15 protein-coding genes and 1 pseudogene are annotated in these 18,731 nt (G+C 73.2%); 14 read left to right on the plus strand and 2 right to left on the minus strand.

What is annotated here, in order from left to right; all coding sequences use genetic code 11:
• Positions 1-65 precede the first annotated feature (65 nt).
• Together AB0E19_RS23365 and AB0E19_RS23370 are read left to right on the plus strand one after the other, a co-directional pair.
• The gene (locus AB0E19_RS23365; RefSeq protein WP_362183404.1) at positions 66-518 is read left to right on the plus strand and encodes an Lrp/AsnC family transcriptional regulator; all 453 of its coding nucleotides are present in this window, start codon (positions 66-68) and stop codon (positions 516-518) included.
• Between the two features lie 77 nt (positions 519-595).
• Positions 596-1,225, plus strand: coding sequence for an HAD family hydrolase (locus AB0E19_RS23370; protein WP_362183407.1), 630 nt, complete (start codon positions 596-598; stop codon positions 1,223-1,225).
• Between the two features lie 67 nt (positions 1,226-1,292).
• Here the strand turns inward: AB0E19_RS23370 and AB0E19_RS23375 are convergent, their stop codons facing one another.
• Positions 1,293-1,904, minus strand: coding sequence for a TetR/AcrR family transcriptional regulator (locus tag AB0E19_RS23375; RefSeq protein ID WP_362183410.1), 612 nt, complete (start codon positions 1,902-1,904; stop codon positions 1,293-1,295).
• Between the two features lie 67 nt (positions 1,905-1,971).
• Here AB0E19_RS23375 and AB0E19_RS23380 point away from each other — a divergent pair, with 67 nt between their 5' ends.
• Positions 1,972-3,456 (plus strand): DHA2 family efflux MFS transporter permease subunit, encoded by a 1,485-nt coding sequence (locus tag AB0E19_RS23380; protein WP_362183413.1) that lies wholly within the window; start codon positions 1,972-1,974, stop codon positions 3,454-3,456.
• A gap of 184 nt (positions 3,457-3,640) precedes the next feature.
• Here the strand turns inward: AB0E19_RS23380 and AB0E19_RS23385 are convergent.
• Positions 3,641-3,835: pseudogene (locus tag AB0E19_RS23385) on the minus strand (IS200/IS605 family accessory protein TnpB-related protein); the annotation flags it as partial.
• Positions 3,836-3,922: 87 nt separating this feature from the next.
• Between AB0E19_RS23385 and AB0E19_RS23390 the strand changes: the two are divergent.
• The 11 genes from AB0E19_RS23390 (at position 3,923) to AB0E19_RS23440 (ending at position 18,612) form a co-directional block, all read left to right on the plus strand.
• On the plus strand, positions 3,923-4,345 hold the full coding sequence (locus AB0E19_RS23390) for a GDSL-type esterase/lipase family protein (protein WP_362183461.1): 423 nt from the start codon (positions 3,923-3,925) through the stop codon (positions 4,343-4,345).
• Between the two features lie 75 nt (positions 4,346-4,420).
• Positions 4,421-5,761, plus strand: coding sequence for a PASTA domain-containing protein (locus AB0E19_RS23395; RefSeq protein ID WP_362183416.1), 1,341 nt, complete (start codon positions 4,421-4,423; stop codon positions 5,759-5,761).
• 486 nt (positions 5,762-6,247) lie between these two features.
• Positions 6,248-7,393: an ATP-grasp domain-containing protein gene (locus tag AB0E19_RS23400; RefSeq protein WP_362183419.1), complete on the plus strand. Its 1,146-nt coding sequence runs from the start codon at positions 6,248-6,250 to the stop codon at positions 7,391-7,393.
• Positions 7,390-8,541 (plus strand): hypothetical protein, encoded by a 1,152-nt coding sequence (locus AB0E19_RS23405; RefSeq protein ID WP_362183422.1) that lies wholly within the window; start codon positions 7,390-7,392, stop codon positions 8,539-8,541. Before AB0E19_RS23400 ends, AB0E19_RS23405 begins: the two co-directional genes overlap by 4 nt.
• Positions 8,538-9,869 (plus strand): hypothetical protein, encoded by a 1,332-nt coding sequence (locus AB0E19_RS23410; RefSeq protein WP_362183425.1) that lies wholly within the window; start codon positions 8,538-8,540, stop codon positions 9,867-9,869. The genes AB0E19_RS23405 and AB0E19_RS23410 overlap by 4 nt, the downstream gene beginning before the upstream one ends.
• Positions 9,866-10,978, plus strand: a complete 1,113-nt coding sequence (locus tag AB0E19_RS23415; RefSeq protein WP_362183428.1) for a methyltransferase domain-containing protein — start codon at positions 9,866-9,868, stop codon at positions 10,976-10,978. The genes AB0E19_RS23410 and AB0E19_RS23415 overlap by 4 nt, the downstream gene beginning before the upstream one ends.
• A gap of 321 nt (positions 10,979-11,299) precedes the next feature.
• Positions 11,300-12,283 carry an esterase family protein gene (locus AB0E19_RS23420; protein WP_362183431.1) on the plus strand — a complete coding sequence of 328 codons (984 nt, stop codon included), beginning with the start codon at positions 11,300-11,302 and terminating at the stop codon, positions 12,281-12,283.
• Between the two features lie 88 nt (positions 12,284-12,371).
• The gene (locus tag AB0E19_RS23425) at positions 12,372-13,868 is read left to right on the plus strand and encodes a hypothetical protein (RefSeq protein ID WP_362183434.1); all 1,497 of its coding nucleotides are present in this window, start codon (positions 12,372-12,374) and stop codon (positions 13,866-13,868) included.
• A gap of 1 nt (position 13,869) precedes the next feature.
• On the plus strand, positions 13,870-15,900 hold the full coding sequence (locus AB0E19_RS23430) for a family 43 glycosylhydrolase (RefSeq protein WP_362183437.1): 2,031 nt from the start codon (positions 13,870-13,872) through the stop codon (positions 15,898-15,900).
• A gap of 511 nt (positions 15,901-16,411) precedes the next feature.
• Complete coding sequence (locus AB0E19_RS23435) at positions 16,412-17,212, plus strand: serine/threonine protein kinase (RefSeq protein ID WP_362183440.1); 801 nt, start codon at positions 16,412-16,414, stop codon at positions 17,210-17,212.
• Positions 17,209-18,612, plus strand: coding sequence for a serine/threonine-protein kinase (locus AB0E19_RS23440; protein ID WP_362183443.1), 1,404 nt, complete (start codon positions 17,209-17,211; stop codon positions 18,610-18,612). The genes AB0E19_RS23435 and AB0E19_RS23440 overlap by 4 nt, the downstream gene beginning before the upstream one ends.
• The last annotated feature ends 119 nt before the right edge of the window (positions 18,613-18,731 follow it).

An 18,731-nucleotide genomic window follows, 5' to 3' on the forward strand; every position in this document is an offset into this window, starting at 1 on the left:
TCGGCCTGAACCCGATATTGAAGGATGGGATACGGTCATCGCCAGAAGTCGACGAACGGAGAGTTGTGGATCACATCGATCGCGCACTGCTGGCCCGGCTCCAGCAGGACGCCACCCAGCCGTACGCCGCCCTCGGCCAGGCCGTCGGGCTGTCCGCCGGCGCCGCCCACGAGCGGGTGCGCAAGCTGAGGGAGCGCGGCGTCATCCGGCGTACCGCCGTCGACGTGGATCCGGCCGCCGTGGGCAGCGCCGTCCTCGCCTACGTGATGGTCGACTCCGCGTCCTGGATGGGCGATTCGGCGGAGGACTTCGCCGCGCTCCCCGAGATCCTGGAGGCGCACGTCATCGCCGGCAGTGCCTCGGTCCTGGTCAAGGTCAGGACCGCGACCACCGAGCAACTCCAGGACGTGCTGCGCCGGATCTACGCCATCGACGGGGTCAGCGGCACCCAGGCCACGGTCGTCCTGGAGACCTTCTTCGAGCGGCCGCTGTCCCCGCTGACGGCCGACGCGACGTGAGCGCCTCCCGCCCCGCCGCCCGACCCTCCGTCAGACCCCCCGTCCACGCCGCGGGATCGAGCAGGCCGATCGAACTCGTGATCTTCGACTGCGACGGCGTCCTCGTCGACACCGAACGCCTGGCCGTCCGCCTCCAGGTCGCGCTCGGCGCCGAGTTGGGCTGGCCCCTCACCGCCGACGAGGTGGTCGAACGGTTCATCGGCCGTTCCAAGGAGTCGATCGTCGGGCAGATCTCCGAGCGGCTCGGCCCGCAGGCGGCCGCGCGGTGGTGGAGCCTGCTCGTCCGGCGCCACCGGGACGCGGTCGACACCGGCCTCGCGCCGGTGGACGGGCTGCCCGAGGCGCTCGCCGCCCTCACCCTGCCGACCTGTGTCGCGTCCAGCGGGTCCCACGAGAAGATGCGTCACACCCTGGGCCGCACCGGCCTCTACGCCCGCTTCGAGGGCCGGATCCACAGTGCGGGCGACGTGGCCCGGGGCAAGCCCGCGCCCGATCTCTTCCTGTACGCCGCCCGCCGCATGGGCGTCGACCCGGCGGCGTGCGCGGTGGTCGAGGACAGCGCGCCCGGCGTCGAGGCCGCCAGGGCCGCCGGGATGCGGGCCTTCGGGTACGCCGGGGGCCCCACGCCCGCCGGACGCCTCGAAGGCCCGGGCACCGTCGTCTTCGACGACATGCGCCGGCTCCCGGAGCTGCTCGCCGGAGCGTGATGCGGGACCGGGGCGTCCCGCCCTCCGGTGCCCGCGGGCGACTTCGAGGGGGACGGGCCGCCGGCGGTCAGTCCGCCGTGGGGACGCCGAGGATCGTGCGCATGCCGTGCAGCGCCCAGCCGTCCGCCTGGTCGTCGCCGTGGAGGAGCCGCGCGGGAGTGATCCCCGCGGCCAGGGATTCGAGGCCGTAGACGACCCGGGGGGCGTCCGTCACGGCCGGCAGCTCCCCGGCGGCGACGGCGGCGTCGATGTCGTGGCGCAGGACCTCCCGCCAGCGGGCGCGCCCCTCGGCGATCCGGTCGTGCACGGAGCCGGTGCGGCCGTCGTAGTCGTACGTGACCTGGGTGAGCAGGCAGCCGCCGGGGTAGCCGGGCTCGGCGGCGTAACGCACCCAGGCCGCGCAGACGGCCAGCAGGCGCGGCAGCCCCGCGTCGAGGTGGCGCACCGGCAGCCAGACCCGGGTGCGGAAGTCCTCCAGGACCAGCTCCACGGTCTCCAGCTGCAGCCTCTCCTTGCTGCGGAACTGGCCGATGACCCCGGCCTTGCTCATCCCCAGCCGGTCGGCGAGCCGGCCGATCGTGACGCTGTCCAGGCCCTCCAGGGAAGCGAGATCGGCGGCGGCGCGCAGTACCGACCGCCGGGTTTCGAGGGCCGCCTGAGCCGATGTTCGTCCTGCCATGCCGGAGAGTTTAGCAAACGACCGTACGCTATTGACGTACGAACGATCGTACTCTTAACTCCTCGCCATGACGCCTGTTGCGGACTCCCGCCGAGCCTCCCTCGCCCTGTTACTCGCCGGCGCCGGCACCTTCCTGAGCTTCCTCGACGCCACCGTGACCAACCTGGCCGTGCCGCCGATCGCCGACACCTTCGACGCCTCGCTGACCACCGTCTCCTGGGTCGCCACCGCCTATGTCATCCCCTTCGCCGCGCTCCTCGCCCCGGCCGGCCCGCTGGCCGACGCCGTCGGCCGCGCCCGCCTCTTCCTGATCGGCGTCGCCGCCTTCACGGCGTCGTCGCTGCTGATCGCCGTGGCCCCGAACCTGCCCGTCCTGCTCGGCGCCCGCGCCGCCCAGGGCCTGGCGGCGGCCCTGCTGGTGCCCGCCTCGCTGGGTCTGGTGCTCACGGAGATCCCCGCCGAACGCAGGCGCGCCGCGATCGGCCTGTGGAGCGCCGCGGGCGCTCTGGCCGCTGCCGCCGGGCCCGCGCTCGGCGGCGTCGTCGTCGAGGTGCTCGACTGGCGCGCGCTGTTCTGCCTCAACCTGCCCGTCGGCATGTGGGTGCTGATCGCCGGCAGGAAGCTGCTCGCCGGCGAGTCCCGTACCGGCCGGGCGCCCGACCTCGCGGGCAGCGTGCTGCTCGCCCTCTGCGTCGGCGCGGCGGTGTACGGGCTGACGCGGGGCCCCGAGCGCGGCTGGTCCTCGGCGCACGTCCTCGTCGCCGCCGGGGTCACCGTGCTCGCGGCGGCGGCCGCCGTGACGCGCTCGCTCCGGCATCCGCGGCCGGCCCTCCGGCTGGACCTCTTCCGCAGCCGCCCCTTCGCCGTCGCGAGCGCCGTCTCCGTCGCGTACGGCGCCGCCCTCTTCTCCACGATGCTGCTCGGCGTGCTCTTCATGACCGACGCCTGGAAGTACTCCGCCCTGGAGGCGGGCCTCGCGATGAGCCCGGCGGCGCTCGTCACCGCCGTGGTCGGCGTCGGCGTCGGACGCCTCTCCCTTCCCCTCGCCCCGCGCACGATGGTGGTGGCCGGCTCGGCCGTGGTCGCCGCCACGACGGCCGTCCTGGCCCTGCTGATCGACACCGAGCCCCGCTTCTGGACGCTGTGGCTCCCGGCCGGAGCGGTGATGGGGGTCGGCGTCGGACTGGTCACCGTCGGCGTCTCCAGTGCCGCCGCCCTCTCCGTGGCGCCGCGGCACTTCGCCGCCGCCACCGGCATGGTCATGGCGGCCCGTCAGGTCGGCGGCGGCCTCGGCATCGCCGCCACGGCCGTGATCATCGCGGAGGTCCCGGGCACGGGAGCGGAGCCGTACGCCGCCGTGTACTGGTTCGCCGCCGCCGTCAACGTGGCCGCCGCGCTCGGCGCACTCGCCCTGCGCGCCACGCCGCAGTCACAGCCCCCGTCGCAGCCGCAGCCGCAGCCCCGGTCCGCGGCTGCCCCGTCGCCCGGACCTGCCCCCGTGGCCGGCGGGGCCGTGGGCGCCCCTCGCGTCCTCGAAGGAGACCAGCGATGACCCCGCGGCCGGACCGGACCCCCGTCCAGGACCCGCCGGCCGACCGCCCCGACCTCACCGCCGAGTCGTCCGACCCGTACTAAGTCGCCCGGGACCCCGCCGCTGGACTGCTCCGTCACCACCCGTGGCGGCGGCTCGCCGTCCCGGGCGACAGCGTCACCGCCGGCGTGATGGACCGTTCCTCATCAGTGAGCAGGAGTGAGTCTTGGACCCATGCCTGTTCACTGCGGACATCCCGAACGGTTTTGGGTGTCCTGGTCGCCCGCGTTCTCTCCGCGTCCGGCTGCACGCATCGGGTGCGTGGTCCGGGGATGCAGGGGCGGGGTTCCTCACGCCCGAGGACCTCTGGTCGAGCCTGGACGGTCCGATGCCCGCGACCGCGATCGCTGTCACGCCGCAGGTCCTGGCCCAGTTCAGCAGACGGGACAGGGTGTGGCGGACCTGGGCGTCACGGTGGCCGGCCCTGATGGTCGGCGCGGGAGGCAACGACGCCTTCCGCCGGTTCGACCCCGCCACGCTCCGGGGCCGGCTCGCCGCCCTCCTCGCACCCCTCGCCGAGACCGGGGCCCTGGTCGTCACGATCGGCCTGTTCGACCTCGCCCGCTCGGGCCTCGTCCCACCGGAGCACGCGCCCGGCATGGCCGCCCGTTTCGACGAACTCGACGCCCTCACCGCCGACCTGACGCGCGCACTCGGCGGCGTCCACGTCGACACCCACCACCATCGGCTCGCCGCCGACCCCGCGATCTACGCCGCCGACCGCGTCCACGCCAACGCCCGGGGCCACGCGGTCGCCTTCGCCGCGATCACAGCCGCTCTGGCGCGGAGGCCCGGAACCGTCGCTCCCGCCGAGGGGCCCGGACCAGGGGCTTCCGCGGGCGGGGGCTAGCATCCGGTACGTCCGGGGGGCGCCGTGCGGGCCCGTCCCGGGCCGTCCGTCGTACCTCCGAGCACGGGGAAGCTTGTGTCCGATCCGTTGGCCGACGACCCGCGCACCGCCAAGGTCGCGCCGGGCGACGCCCGTTCCCTCTCCGAAGGTCACCGGCAGGCGCTCCTGCGGGAGCTCGGGGTGGGGGAGGCCGTCCGGGCCGTCTACCACGACGGCTGGGGCTACGCCGTGCTCACCGGAAAGGGTCTGGTCCTCCTCCGGAACCTCGTGGCGCCCAAGGCGACGCGTGTGGCCGGGCCGTTGCGGATCCTGCGCCGCTCCTACGGACTGTTCGACGCCGTCGAGATCCTGGTGGACGGGAAGCCGCACAAGCTGCACGGCTCGAAGCTCGACCCGAAGGGCGAGCTCCTGGAAGCGGCGGGAGAGCTCCTGCCCCCGGGCTCGCCGCTGCGGCCCGGCGGCGGGAGACGGACCGCCACGTGGATGCGGCGGCATCCGGTGACGGTCGCCGTGGTGGCCGCCGCGATGCTGGTCGCCGGGGCGAGCGGTCCCGGGCAGCCCGATGCCGCGGCGCGCGGCGGGGCGGACGACGCGCCGGCCGTGCCCGACCTCCGGGGCGCCGCCCTGGCCACGGCCGCAGGGGAGGCGCGCCGTGCGTCGTGGCGGGTGGCCGCCGCCGACGCGTCGTCCGCGCTGCGTACGGTGACGGGGTCTCAGGCCGGCTGGCGCGTCTGCTTCCAGAACCCCTCTCCCGGCGAGCGCGTCCGCCCGTACGGCAGGACGCTGACGCTCTACGCGGTTCCCGAGTCGGAACCGTGCCCCTCGCGACGGGACGGGACCCGGCGCGTGGTCATGCCGGACCTCGTCGGCGAGCGGTTCGACGCCGCGTGGCGGGAGCTCGCCCCCCTCGGTCTCGACCGCGTGACGGGCTTCCACGCGCACACCGGGCAGCGTCTGGACGACCGGCGCGCGAGCCTGGCGGAGTGGCGGGTCTGCCGGCAGCAGCCGGAGGCGGGCATCGAGGTGCCCGTCACCACGCGGGTCGACCTGTGGCTCGTCGCCGAGGGCGTCTCCTGCGCAGAACCCAGCCCGACTCCGAAGCCCACCCCGAAACCCAAGCCGAAGCCGAAGCCGAAGCCGAAGCCGAAGCCCAAGCCCAAGCCCAAGCCGGCGTCCGAGTCGCAGCCGAATTCCGGGTCCGGGTCCGGGTCAGAGTCGGGGTCCGGCTCCCGGGCCACCTCGGACCCCGAGCCGTCGCGTCCGGAGCCGACCCGCGACTCCGGCTCCGCTTCCGGGATCGGTTTCGGCCAGTTCTGCTCTCCCGTGGGTGCCACCGCCACGACCGCCGACGGCCGTCCGGCGAAGTGCTTCATGGGCAAGGACGGCTCCGCCCGCTGGGGGTACCGCTCCGGCTGATCGCGAGGCCGGCGTTTTCGCAGGTCAATACCGGTGCCGTCCTCGGGACGGGCGGCACCGGACAATCCGTTGCGCTCTGCACGCATTCTCGATTCCGTGGTGCCTCCACGGCGTGCCGTTCTTTTCTGGCCAAGTCTGAAAACGATCGCTTGCACGCCCCGTTTGTCGAAGCTACGCTCTGGCGGCGGAAGGGGAGAATGGGCATGGGGGAAATAAAATGAGGCGCAGCTAGAGACGATAGAAATTCGCTGCTGCCGCGTCCCGGCGCCCCCTCGGCAATGAATTCCGCACGTGTCACTGACCCGATGACGTGCGAAGACGCCGAGTGTATCCCAGCATTTCTAAACCCATGGAAGATGGGGAAAATCTGTGCAGTCTAAGGAATACGTACTCCTGCTCGGGGCCGACCAGTATCTCCGGGAACGGGCCTTTTCGGGAGCGAAGCAGATTACCGATCTTCCTGTGTGGGCGGCCGCGGAAGACGCCGTGCGCAAGCGCAACCGCACGTTCGACAACATGCTGTCGGCCGATCCCAAGGACCCGGAATCCCTCCTGAGCGCCATCCGCGCGCAGGCCGCCCAGGGATGGACGCCGAAGGTCGTCGTTCCGCTGAACGACTGGACGGTGGATTCGGCGAACGCCGTCAACCGCGCCCTCGGACTCGGCGCGTTGGGCGTCGACGCGGTCAACAACGCCCGGAACAAGCACGCCATGAAGCGGGCCCTCCTGGACGCGGACGTGCGCACGCCCCGCTCCCTGCTCGTGCAGTCCGAGGAGGAGCTGCTCGAAGCCCTCGACGCCATCGGGCTGCCGGTGGTCATCAAGCCGTACGACTTCGGGGGCAGCGGCGGGGTCGTCCTGGCCACCACCCGCGAGGAGGCCGTCGCCGGTCTCGCGGAGTCCAAGGCCGTCATCGCCCAGTACGGATCGTCGTTCAACATCCTCGGCGACAAGTACCTCGTGGAGCAGTTCGTCGACTCCGACGACGAGGTGTCCGTCGAGGTCCTCTGCGGGGAGGGCCGGGCCCAGGTCCTCGCCGTGACCGAGAAGTACCTGTCCCCGCGTCCCTGGTTCGCCGAGACCGCGCACCTGGTGCCGAGCCACCGCACCAAGGACGCCGAGCTGAACGACCTGGCCGTCCGGGCCTGTGTCGCGCTGGGTGTCGACCGGGGCCTCGCCCACGTGGAGATCAAGTTCGCCGCGGACGGGACGCCCTGGGTGATCGAGGTGGCCGCCCGGCCGGGCGGCGACGGCATCATGGACCAGGTCGAGCGCGCCTACGCGCTCAACCCCTACCGGGTGCACGTCGGTTCGTACCTCGGTGTCGACCTCTTCGACGTCGTCGCCGCCGCGGAGCCGACCCGCACCTCGGCCATCGCGTTCCTGAAGGCCCGGGAGGGCCGGATCAAGGACGTGCTCGACGGGAAGCCGCTGCCGCCCGAGGTGCGGAGCCTCAACATCAGCGCCAAGAGCGGCGACCTCTCCACGAGCGCCAAGAACTGGAGCAACAGGGAGGGCCTCGTCGAACTGGACTGGGACCGGCTCTTCGACGAGAAGACCTCGCTCCCGGTCGACGTGGCGAAGGAGCTGGCCGACCAGATCTTCGTCGTCGACGAGGCGGCGGGGGAGTGAGGCGGTACACGCTCTACTCCGGTCTCTACCGGTTCTTCAGCGGAGTGGTGCTGCTCCTGCTGAACTGGCACATCGCGTCGGCGCAGGACGGTGGATACGACGTGCTCGCCGTCTCCACCGCCCTCTCCTTCGTGCCCGCCGTCTTCGTCCCGTCGCTGATCCGCTTCGTGCCGATCGCCGGCGGGGCCAGGATGACCGCCGCGGGACTCGCCGGCGTCGCGCTGACGCTCCTGGTGATCGCGGCGGGCTACAGCCAGGTCCAGGTCGTCGTCGCCCTGAACTTCGTCCTGTGGATCTTCTTCTTCTACCTGGAGTCGGCCTGGGAGGTCTGGTTCAACGACGAGGCGTCCGGGCTCGACGGCGACGCGCTGCGCCGGTCCAGCTCGCTGACGATGACCGTCAACCAGGTCGCGCTCATGGTGGGCCCGCTGTTCGCACCGCTGTTCACGCGGGTGGTCCGGGCCGAGTGGGTGCTGGTCGTCTGCGGTGCCCTGTTCGCCGTCGTGGCGGTCCTGAGCCTGGGCGCGCAGCGGACCGCGTCCGCCGCGGAGCAGACGCGGCAGGAGGCCAGGCCGAAGATCACGGGTGGTCTCGGGGTCCTCTACCTCCTCGCCTTCATGTTCGTCTGGCCCATCCTGGGCACGTTCAACTTCATGCTGCCCCTGGAGGTCCTGGCCAACGGCGGGAGCATGCTCACCGTCGGCATCCTGGACATGCTCCTCGGTATCGGAATGGCCGTTGCTGGAACGTTCCTGCACCGCGTGACGAAAACCCCGGGGCTGCGCTGGATCCTGATGGGCGCCGCCGGCGCGGTCGTCGCCGCCATGGCGATCTGGCTCTTCTTCCCGGCGTTCGGGGTACCGCAGTCCATCGCCATCTTCATCCTCGGATGCGCCTTCGGCTCCCTGCGGGTGATCCTGCGCTCGGAAGCGGCGTCGCATTTCTCGCCGCAGCAGGTCGGGGCGATCGTGGCCCATGCGAACGCCTACTCGCTCCTCCTGCTGTCCGCGGTCCTGGCCGGCGGACGGTACTTCTCCTCCCACGTCTGGCTGGCACCGTTCGCCCTGACGCTGTTGCTTGTTCTCTCATTTCACCGAATCCACGCGGTCCAAGGCCGTCGACTCATTCCGAGTGAGGTGTCCGAATGACAGTGATTGACGATTCCCGAGGCGTTCCGCAGCTCGTCGAGCAACCGGCGGACATGGAGGCCGTCGAGAAGGCGATCGTCCAATTGGTCTCCATGAAACTGGACCACGAACGATGTCGCCGTCACACGCGGTCCACCCCGCCCCTGGCGCTCATGCTCGCCATCGACCTGCTCTGCTCCATGGAGCGCCCCTCGGCCCTGCAGGCCGCGGAGATCTGCGATTCCCTCAGGCAGACCGAACCGGCCGAGCCGCGGACCAGGGCCATGCTCTCCGCCGTCGGCTCCTGGGCGGACGGCGACCTGGTGACGGCCCGGAACGGCTTCCAGGCCCTCGTCGACACGTATCCCGGGGACGCCGTCTCGCTCTACGCGGCGCACATGCTCGACTTCTACCTCGGCGACGCACCGCACATGCTGGCCTCGATCGAGGCCGCCGTCGGCCGGTTCGCGGACGACGACCCCGTCATCGGCTATCTGCACGGCCTCCACGCCTTCGCCCTGGAGGAGAACGGCCTCGTCACGGCGGCCATCGAGCGCTGCGGGGTCGCCCTGGAGGCGAACTCCGACGACATCTACGCCATGCACGCCCTCGTGCACTGCCTCTACGAGACGGGCCGTCACGAAGAGGGCGCCCGCTACATCCAGGACTACATGCGCGGCAGGGACGCCTCCACTCCCATGCGCATCCACGTCTGGTGGCACTACGCCCTCTTCGAGCTGTACGCGGACCGGGTCCAGGACGTCCTGGCGTGCTACCGCATCGGCATCCGCCGCAAGACCTCGGCGCGCTCGGCCGAGGACCTCGACGCCGTGACGCTGCTCTGGCGCCTCGCCCTCGTCAGGCCCTCGCTCGACCTCTCCGCGTACTGGCAGTCGCTCCACGAGGACTGGAAGCCGTACACGGAGGAGAACTGGTACCTCTTCAACGACTTCCACGCCTACCTCACCTACTGCCAGGTCGGCGACCACGGGCGCGCGGACGCCCTCCTGGAAGCGGTCCTCTCGCGGCGCGAGAAGGTGTCCGACGAGATGGTCGACATCTTCCTCGGCTTCCGCTCCTTCACCACCGGCGACTACGCCGACGCGGCGGCCCGGCTGGCCAGGTCCTTCCGTCACTCGGCCGCGATGGGCGGAAGCAACGCCCAGCGCGACGTCATCGAGATGACCGGCATCGAGGCCGCTCTGCGCTCCCGCGACTACGAGCTCGCGCGGCAGCTGCGCGACTCCGGCCGGTTCTTCCGGCACCAAGGCCCCGTCATCCAGCGCTACGAAGAGCGCCTGGCGGAACTGCGCACATCCGAGAACCATTCACAGGGGGTACTGACGTGAGCCTTTACCAGGCGATATCCGACGAGATCGCGCCCGAGGGCATGCAGCTGACCGAGATCCGGCTCAAGGACCGCACGACGGTGTGGCAGCTGGACGGCTCGGCCGGCTTCGTCGTCAAGGTGACCCAGGGACGCGCGGCGATCTTCCGATGTGAGAAGGCCGCCGCGATCACCCTGGAGACGTTGAAGGACTGTTGTGCGCCCTTCGGGGTCGGCGAACCGGTCGAGTGCGACGAGTCGCAGTACCTGCTGGCCATCGGGCTGGTCGACGACACGGCGCTGATGGTCCTGGGCGGGGAGGCGGACGTCACGGCCTCGCCCGTGGAGTTCTCTCCCACGAGCGACGACGTGCGGAACATCGTCGGCTCGATCGACGACTACTACTTCGGCTACGAGGACCGCTACCGGACCGTGTACGAGAACGGCGCCGAGCTGTGGGAGTCGGAGGAGCCGAACGCCTCCCTCCTCCAGCTGATGAAGGAGCGCCCGGAGGTCTTCTCCCAGCGGATCATCGACCTCGGCTGCGGCGAGGGCCGCGACTCCCTGTACCTCCTGTCCCAGGGACACGACGTCGTCTCGGTCGACGTGTCGCACTCGGCCCTGTCCCGTGCGCGCGAGCGGGCCACGGCCGCGAACCTGAACCCCTCCGGGTTCATGGAGCGCGACATCATCTACCTCCGCGGCTTCGAGGAGGGCAGCTTCGAGCTGGCCATGAACATGGGCTGCCTCCACATGCTCGTCGACGACACGCAGCGGGCCCGCCACATCTCCCGCGTCTTCGAGATCCTCCGCCCGGGCGGCCACTTCGTCGTGGACCACTGTGCGAGCGAGTGGGGCAAGGGCTTCTTCTCCATCCCGGACTACGAGGAGATCGCCGCCGACCTCGTGCCCGGCCGCGTGATCCCCCGGAAGATCCGGGTCGGGGACGGCGAGAAGAACATCGGCCTGGAGGTCCTGCCCTACGCCGAGCGGCAGGGCGACGCCCTGGTCGAGGAGATCAGGCAGCACGGCTTCACCCTGGTGAGCAGCACCCACACCGACACCGAGGCGTTCGGCGCCTCGACGCTGCTCCTGTTCCGGAAGCCGGAGAGCGCGACGCCGGCGTCCTGACCCTCCCGCGTACGTCCGTGCGGCGGCACCCCGGATTCCTCCGGGGTGCCGCCGCACGGCGCGTCGGGCCGCCCGTCCCGCGCGGGGGCGGCCCGCCGTCCGTGGAGGGCTCGGCCCTCCCTTTCTAGCGCCGGCGCTCCCGGGCGTCAGTCCGTAACGTTCCGGGTCCCGTCCCGCCCGTCCCGTTGCTAGCTTCCGGACCGTTCGACCGTTCGACCGTTCGACCGTTCGACCGTTCGACCGTACGGTCCGGACCGGCCCGGCACGGGAGTCCCGCCGCCGCCCTCCGGACCTCCCCATGTTCTCGACCCGGAGGTCACGTTGAGCGCGCAGCACCCCTCGCGCAGGAACATCCTCAAGTCCGCCGGCGGCCTGTCGGCCGCCCTGGCCCTCGGCGGCGCGGGCGTCGTCGCCGCGGCCGGGCCGGCCGCCGCCGTCGGCGACGGTTTCGGGCTGCGGATCGTGGAGCGCGGCGAGACCGACCACCGCATGTGGTACTACCGGTTCTCCACCGACGCCATCGGCTGGAACCCCGCCGTGAACGTGCTCCTGCCCGACGACTACCACTGGAGCGGCCGCCGCTACCCCGTGCTGTACCTGCTCCACGGCGGCGAGCAGGACTTCATCACCTTCGACCGCGAGGGCATCCGCGCCTGGACCGCGGGCAAGCCGATCATCGTCGTCATGCCCGACGGCGGGCGGACCGGCTGGTACTCCAACCCGGTCAGCTCCAACGTCGGCCCGCGCAACTGGGAGCACTTCCACATCGCGCAGCTGATCCCGTGGATCGACGCCAACTTCCGCACCTACGCCGAGTACGACGGCCGTGCCGTGTCCGGCTTCTCGATGGGCGGCTTCGGCGCGCTGAAGTACGCGGCCAAGTACTACGGCCACTTCGCCTCCGTCAGCTCCCACTCGGGCCCGGCCAGCCTCCGCCGGGACAACGGCATGGTGGTCCACTGGGCCAACGCCACCTCCGCGGCGCTCGAACTGGGCGGCGGCACGGTCTACGGCGCGCCGTTCTGGGACGAGGCGCGCGTGAACGCCGACAACCCGGTCCAGCGGATCGAGAGCTACCGCCACAAGCGGGTCTTCCTCGTCGCCGGCACCAGCCCGGACCCGGTGAACTGGTTCGACACCGCCAACGAGACCCATGTCCTCGCCGGACAGCGGGAGTTCCGCTCCCTCCTCGGCAACGCGGGCATCCCGCACGAGTGGCACGAGCTGCCGGGCGGCCACTTCATCCGCCACGACATGATGCAGCGCGACATCGACGGCATCATCGACCGGCTCCGCAAGGCGTGAGCCCGGTGCGCGGCGCGCCCCCGTGCGGCGGGCCGCGCACCCCTCCACCCGACGGGCCGGCGTACCACCCCACCCGAGGAGACCGCAGGTGACGAGCGTTCGACGCCCCGCAGCGGGCGGCCCCCAGCCCTCACGACGCCGGGCTCCGTACCGGATCGCCGCGTCGGCCCTCACGTCGCTGCTCCTCGCCGCCGGCGCGCTCGCCGGGGCGCCGCCGGCGCACGCGGCCGGGAGCGATCTGTGCGCCCAGGTCGGCTACCAGGCCGGTTTCCGGGGCGAGGCACTGGTGACCGCGGTGGCCGTGGCCCTCGCCGAGTCGAGCTGCGACCCCCTGGCGTCCAACACGCAGAACAACTCGCCGGCCTCCACCGACCGCGGCCTGTGGCAGATCAACGACTACTGGCACCCGGAGGTCGACGACGCCTGCGCCTACGACGCGCAGTGCAACGCGCACGCCGCCTTCGCCATCTCCTCCGGCGGGACGGACTGGCAGCCCTGGTCCACCTACAACCGGAACCTGCACGCGCGGCACATGGACGAGGCCCGGGTGGCGGTCGACCGTCTCGGGCACCCGGGAGAGCCCGGGCCCGCTCCGCTCGTGTACCCGGCGGAGTCGGGCCGGGTCGTCTCCGCCCGGTCGGCGGACGGCCGTCTGGAGGTGTTCGCCGCGGGCGCCGACGGCGTGCACCACGCCTGGCAGGTCGAGGTGAACGGCGCCTGGTCGGCCTGGGAGCCGCTCGGCGGCCCGGTCGGCGCGGAGCTGGCCGTCGCGCCCGACGCGGACGGCCGTCTGGAGCTCTTCGCGATCGACGGCGACACCTTCCTCCACCGCTACCAGCTGTCCCCGTCCGGCGGCTGGTCGGGCTGGGAGACCTTCGGCGGGGGCGGCGAGGACGCGGCCGCCGGGGTGAACGCCGACGGCCGGATCGAGGTGTTCGCGTCCGGGCCCGCCGGTCTGTTCCACAAGTACCAGACCGCGCCGAACGGCGGCTGGTCGGACTGGGAGCCCACCGGGGGCGGGCCGGCGGACGCCCGGGTGGAGATGGAGAAGTCCCGCGACGGACGCCTTGAGGTCTTCGCCCTCAACGGCGACGTCTTCCAGCACCAGTACCAGACGTCCCCCAGTGGCGGCTGGTCCGGGTGGGACACCTTCGGCGGCGGCGGACACGACCTGACCGTGGACCACAACGCCGACGGACGCCTGGAGGTGTTCGCCTCCGGCCCGGTCGGCATCTTCCACAAGTACCAGACGGGTCCCGCGAGTTGGTCCGCGTGGGAGCCGACGGGCGGCCCCGCGGACGCGCGGCTCACCAGCGAGCGCGGGCCGGACGGGCGGGTCGAGGTCTTCGCCGTCAACGGCAGCACCGCCGCGCACTCCTGGCAGACGGGGGTCAACGCCCCGTACAGCGCCTGGGAGACCTTCGGCACCGGAGGCACGGAGGTCGCGGCCGCCACGAACGCCGACGGCCGGATCGAGGTCTTCGGGGCCAACCCCACCGGCACCTTCCACCGCTGGCAGACCGGCTTCTCCACCTGGTCCGCCTGGGGCTGGGTCAACGACTCCGCCGGCCCGGGACTCGACTGACATGCGACCGGTCGGCAGACGGAACCTGCTGCGGGGCGCCGCCGGAGCGGCGGCCCTCCCGCTCCTCGGCGCGGGCCCCGCCGCCCGCGCGTCCGACGGGCCCGTCCCGTCAGCGCGGTGGATCGGCTCGGGTCCCTTCACCCATGTGTACGACCCCTCCACAGCCACGTCGCCGCGCTACCTCAACGACCACACGCTGATCAAGGCGCGGGACCGCTGGCACCTGTTCGGCATCGTGGGGAACAGCGCACCGCGCGGGGAGGCCCCGGACAGCGGCGCCGAGGTCACCTTCGCGCATGCCTCCGCCCCCACCGTGCACGGGCCGTGGACCACCCACGCCGACGCCCTCACCGTCGACCCTGCCTACCACGGCGAGGAACACCTGTGGGCGCCGCACGTCGTCGAGGCGGGCGGCAGGTACCGGATGTTCTACGCGGCGGGCGGGCAGGGCGGCGCGGCGATCAACCTCGCCACCTCCACCGATCTGTCCACCTGGACGCGCGAACCCTCGGGACCGCTGTTCCGGGGGCTCGCCGCCCGCGACCCGATGGTGCTGCGGGTCGGTGACGCGTGGGTCGTGTACTACACGGAGCTCTCGGGTCCGGGAGGCCGGCACGTCGTGGCGTACCGGCGCTCCGGCGACCTCGTCCACTGGAGCGCCCCGGGCACGGCCTTCGCCGACGCGAGCACGGACGCCACCGTCTCGGTCACCGAGTCGCCGTACGTCGTGGAACGGGACGGCTGGTACTACCTGTTCATCGGTCCGAGGGGCGGCTACGAGGGGACCGACGTCCTGGCGTCCCGGGACCCCTTCCGCTTCGATCTCGCCGGCTGGGCGGGCCATGTGCCCGGACACGCCGTCGAGGCGGTCGCCGACGGCGACGCGTGGTACGTCACGGCCGCGGGCTGGTTCCGGCAGGGCGTGTACGTGGCGCCCCTGGAGTGGCGCGCCGCGCCGCCGACCTGGCAGAGCCCGGACGATCCGGTGGCCGCTCTCGACACCGGCGGCCGCCTCACCGTCTTCGCCCTCGACGCCGTCGACCGCTCGGTGCTGCGGCGCGTCCAGCTCGACCCGGCCGCCGGTCTCTGGTCGGAGTGGGAGCGGTTCGGCGGCCCGGCCGGCGCGGTCCCGGCCCTCGGGCGCGGTACGGACGGCAGGCTGGAGGTGTTCTCGCTCGCTCCCGGCGGCGTGAACCTGCACCACCGCGTCCAGCGGCCGGACGGCGGCTGGTTCGACTGGGAGGAGTTCGGCGGCCCCGCCGGTGCCGCGCCCGCCGTCGCCCGTGACGCCGCCGGCCGTCTGGAGGTCTTCGCCCTGGCGCCCGGCGGTGCCTCCTTCGCGCGGCGTCGGCAGGCGGCGCCGGGATCGCTCGCCTGGGACCCGTGGGAGCCCGGCTTCGGCGGTGCCGCCGGGGCCCCGCCGGTGGTCGGCGTCAACGCCGACGGCCGCCTGGAGGTGTTCGCGCCGAGTCCGGGAGGCGCCGGCATCCGCCACCGGTGGCAGGAGGCACCCGGGGGAGCGTGGACACCGGAGTGGCACCCGTTCGGCGGCCCGGCCGGCTCCGCGCCGCGCGTCGCCCGGGACGGCAGCGGGCGGCTGACCGTCGCCGCCGCCGGGCCCTCCGGGCTGGGCACCTTCATCCGACGGCAGACCGTGCCCAGCGGCGGCTGGGACGCGTGGCAGCCGCTGTTCGGCTGGAGCGCCGGCGCCCCCGCCCTCGCCGTCGACGCCGACGGCCGTCTCGAAGCCTTCTCGCTGTCGCCCGGCGGTGCCCGGCTCGTCCACCGTCGGCAGCTCGCTCCGGGCGGAGCGTGGGACCCCGGGCGCGAGTTCGGCGAACCGGACCTCCGCCTCGCCGCCACGCCCACCGCCGCGGTGGACGCCACCGGACGGATCCACGTCCTCGCCGTCACTCCGGAGGGCGGGGTGCGGACCCGTGTCCAGGCGCGGCCCAGCGGCGAGTGGCAGCCGTGGACCGCGTTCGGCGACCGGCCGATCGCACCCGTCGTCACGGGAGCCCCCGTCCCCTGAGCCGGGGCGCCGCGGGTCCCGGCGTACGGATCGCGCCACGCGACGGGCGGCGCGAGGCGCCCGAACCGGCCGGATGGCCGGGAGGGGTGGCGCGTCCGAACGCCCCGGGCCGTGACCTTTCCCACCTTGCGACCGGGGCCGGACCGCTCGGCGGTCCCGGTCCCGGACGCGACGCCGTGCCGCGTCCCGGTGGTTCCACCGGCGCCACGCCTGTCGCCACCCCGGCTGGAACGCTTGATTCCGCCGCCCGGAAAACTGGAAAAGCGTTCTAAAAGCCGTCCGTGGCGGAGGAGAGAGGTGTCCCCCGTCACAGCCGGCGCCGACGCTCCCGACCGCTGTCCGGCGCACTCCCGGACGGCCTCGTCGCGTATCCGATCCGGTCTCGGACTCCGCCCGGAAGCGGCCGGATCCGAGACCGGCGCCGGGTGGCCGAAGCGTGCCGGTACACCCCGGTAAGGGGTGGGTATCGTTCCGCTCGTCCGGCTGGCGGGCGATGCGGAAGGGGGGCGCGATGAGCGGCGTGGTCGTACATCTGCCGCAGGGCTGCGGAGGCGCCGGCGACGGCGAACGGCGGGCCGAGGCGGTCACGTTGAGGCTCGGTCCCGGCGAGGTCGCGCGCTTCGGCCGCGGATCCCCGGGCACCCCGGTCGAACTCCGCCTCGCCGACGCCGCGGTCTCCCGGCTCGCCGGGGAGATCCGCGTGACCGACGACCACTGGCAGCTGACCAACCACAGCGGCACCCACACCTACCTTGTGGAGAACCCGGAGGGGGCGGGCGAGTACCTCAGGGTCCCGCCGCGCCGGGTCGGGGCACCGGTCCCCTTCGAGTTCGCCCGGGTCGTACTGCCCACCCGGGGCGAACTCCCCGTCACCTTCCAGGTGTTCGCACCCGACCACGTGTACCTCGACCCCGGGGCCGTCGGCGGCCCCTGGGAGAGCCGCACGGTCACCGCCTACTCCCTCGACGAGACCGCCACCTACTTCCTCGTCCTCGTCGCGCTCTGCGAACCGCGCCTGCGCGACCAGTCCCGCGTCGCCGTCCCCACCACGCCCCGGATCGTCGACCGGCTCCGCGCCCACGCCGACCGCGCCCCGCTCACCGCCCGCGCCGTCAGCTCGCACATCGACTACCTCGCCGAGGAGAAGCTGCGCATCGACGGCCGCGCGCAGGGCCACGGCGACCGCCGCAACGGCAAACGGGAGGAGATCGTCGGGCTCGCGCTCCGCTTCGGACTCGTCCGGGAGGAACACCTCGCCCTGCTGCCGCCCGCGCCCCGGGCGGCCGGACACGAGCGGAACGCCGCGCGATGACGCCCCTTCACGCACGCGGCGCCACCCCGGGCCCGGACGGCCTTCCGGAACGGCTCCCGCCCGGCCGCCGGGTGGGGGAGTGGGAGGTCGTCGAGCGGATCGGCACCGGCGGCTGGTCCACGGTCTACGCGGCGCGCCCGGCCCCCGGGCACGGACGCTCCGGCTCCGCGGCGCGGTCACCCGCCGCCGAGGTCGCCCTCAAGATCATGCCGACCGCCGGGCTCGCCCCCCTCCAGGCACGCAGGATCGCGGAGTCGGCGCACCGCGAGGTCGAACTGGGCCGCAGGGCCGGACACCCCCGGCTGATCGGCCTCCTGGACTCCTTCGCGCTCTCGGCACCGGACCACCCCCCGCTGGACGGCGCCCTGGTGCTGGTCATGGAGCGGGCCGCCGGCAGCCTGCGCGAACTCCTCGACGCGGGCGCCGCCGAAGCCGACCGCGACCGCATCGCCGCGGGCATCTGCGAGGGGCTCGCCCACCTCCACCGCGCGGGATGGGTCCACGCCGACCTCAAGCCGGAGAACGTCCTGCTGGGCGAGGACGGCTCCGTGAAGCTCTCCGACTTCGGCCTCGCCACCGAACTGACCGGCACCCACGGCTACGCACCGCCGCTGGGGACGCTCGACTACCTGCCGCCGGAACGCCGGCGGGCACCCCTGGGAGAGCTCGGCGTCCAGGTCCGCGCCAGCGCCGACATCTGGGCCCTCGGCATCGTCCTCCACGAGCTCTTCGCCTCCGGCGCCGCCCCCTTCCCCGGCGCCACGCCCCTCGCCCGCAGCGCCGCCGCCCAGGAGTACGGTGCGGGCCGCGCGCCCCTCCGCCTGGACCCCGCCGTGCCGCCGTTCTGGCGCGCGGTCGTCGCCGACTGCCTTTCCCCCACCCACGCCGCCCGCGCCCCGCACACGGCCGAGAGCCTGCTCGCCCGCATCGCCGCCCGGCGCGGCGGCCCCGCCGCTCCCCGGCGCACGCTCCGCCGCGGGACCCGCGCGGCGGTGCTCGCGGCCGCGCTCTGCGGCACCGGCGCCGCCCTGAGCGCCGACACGACCGGGCCCGGTCCCGGCGCGCCGGCCGACACCGTGCGGGTCTTCAACGCGGAACGGGGCTGCCAGGAACGGACCGACCACGACCGGCACTGCAGTCTGGGCCTGGCGGTCGATCCCCACCGCCCCTACACGGCGGAGAACGTCGTACGGACCCGGGTCTGGCACGGCGACCTGCTCACCGCCGACTGCCGGGTCGACGACGGACAGCCCATCGTCGACGAGGAGGACCTGCGGTCCACCCGCTGGTTCCGCGTCCGCCTCTCCCACGCCTCCGTGCCGCCCGAGGCCTGGCTCCCCGCCGTCCGCACCAGGGACAGCCCCGCCGTGCCGCCCTGCCGCCCGCCCGCCGCCCGCTGAACGCCACCGGTCGGCCGCGGCGACGGCTGCCCGCCGCCGCGGCCGTCCGTGCAGGCGCTGAGCGCCTGATCGGATGGCTGGCCGACCCACACGACGCAGACTACTGGCGTGCCAAGGCG

The organism is Streptomyces sp. NPDC047974, from assembly GCF_040653375.1.
In the GTDB taxonomy this organism is placed as follows: Bacteria; Actinomycetota; Actinomycetes; order Streptomycetales; family Streptomycetaceae; genus Streptomyces.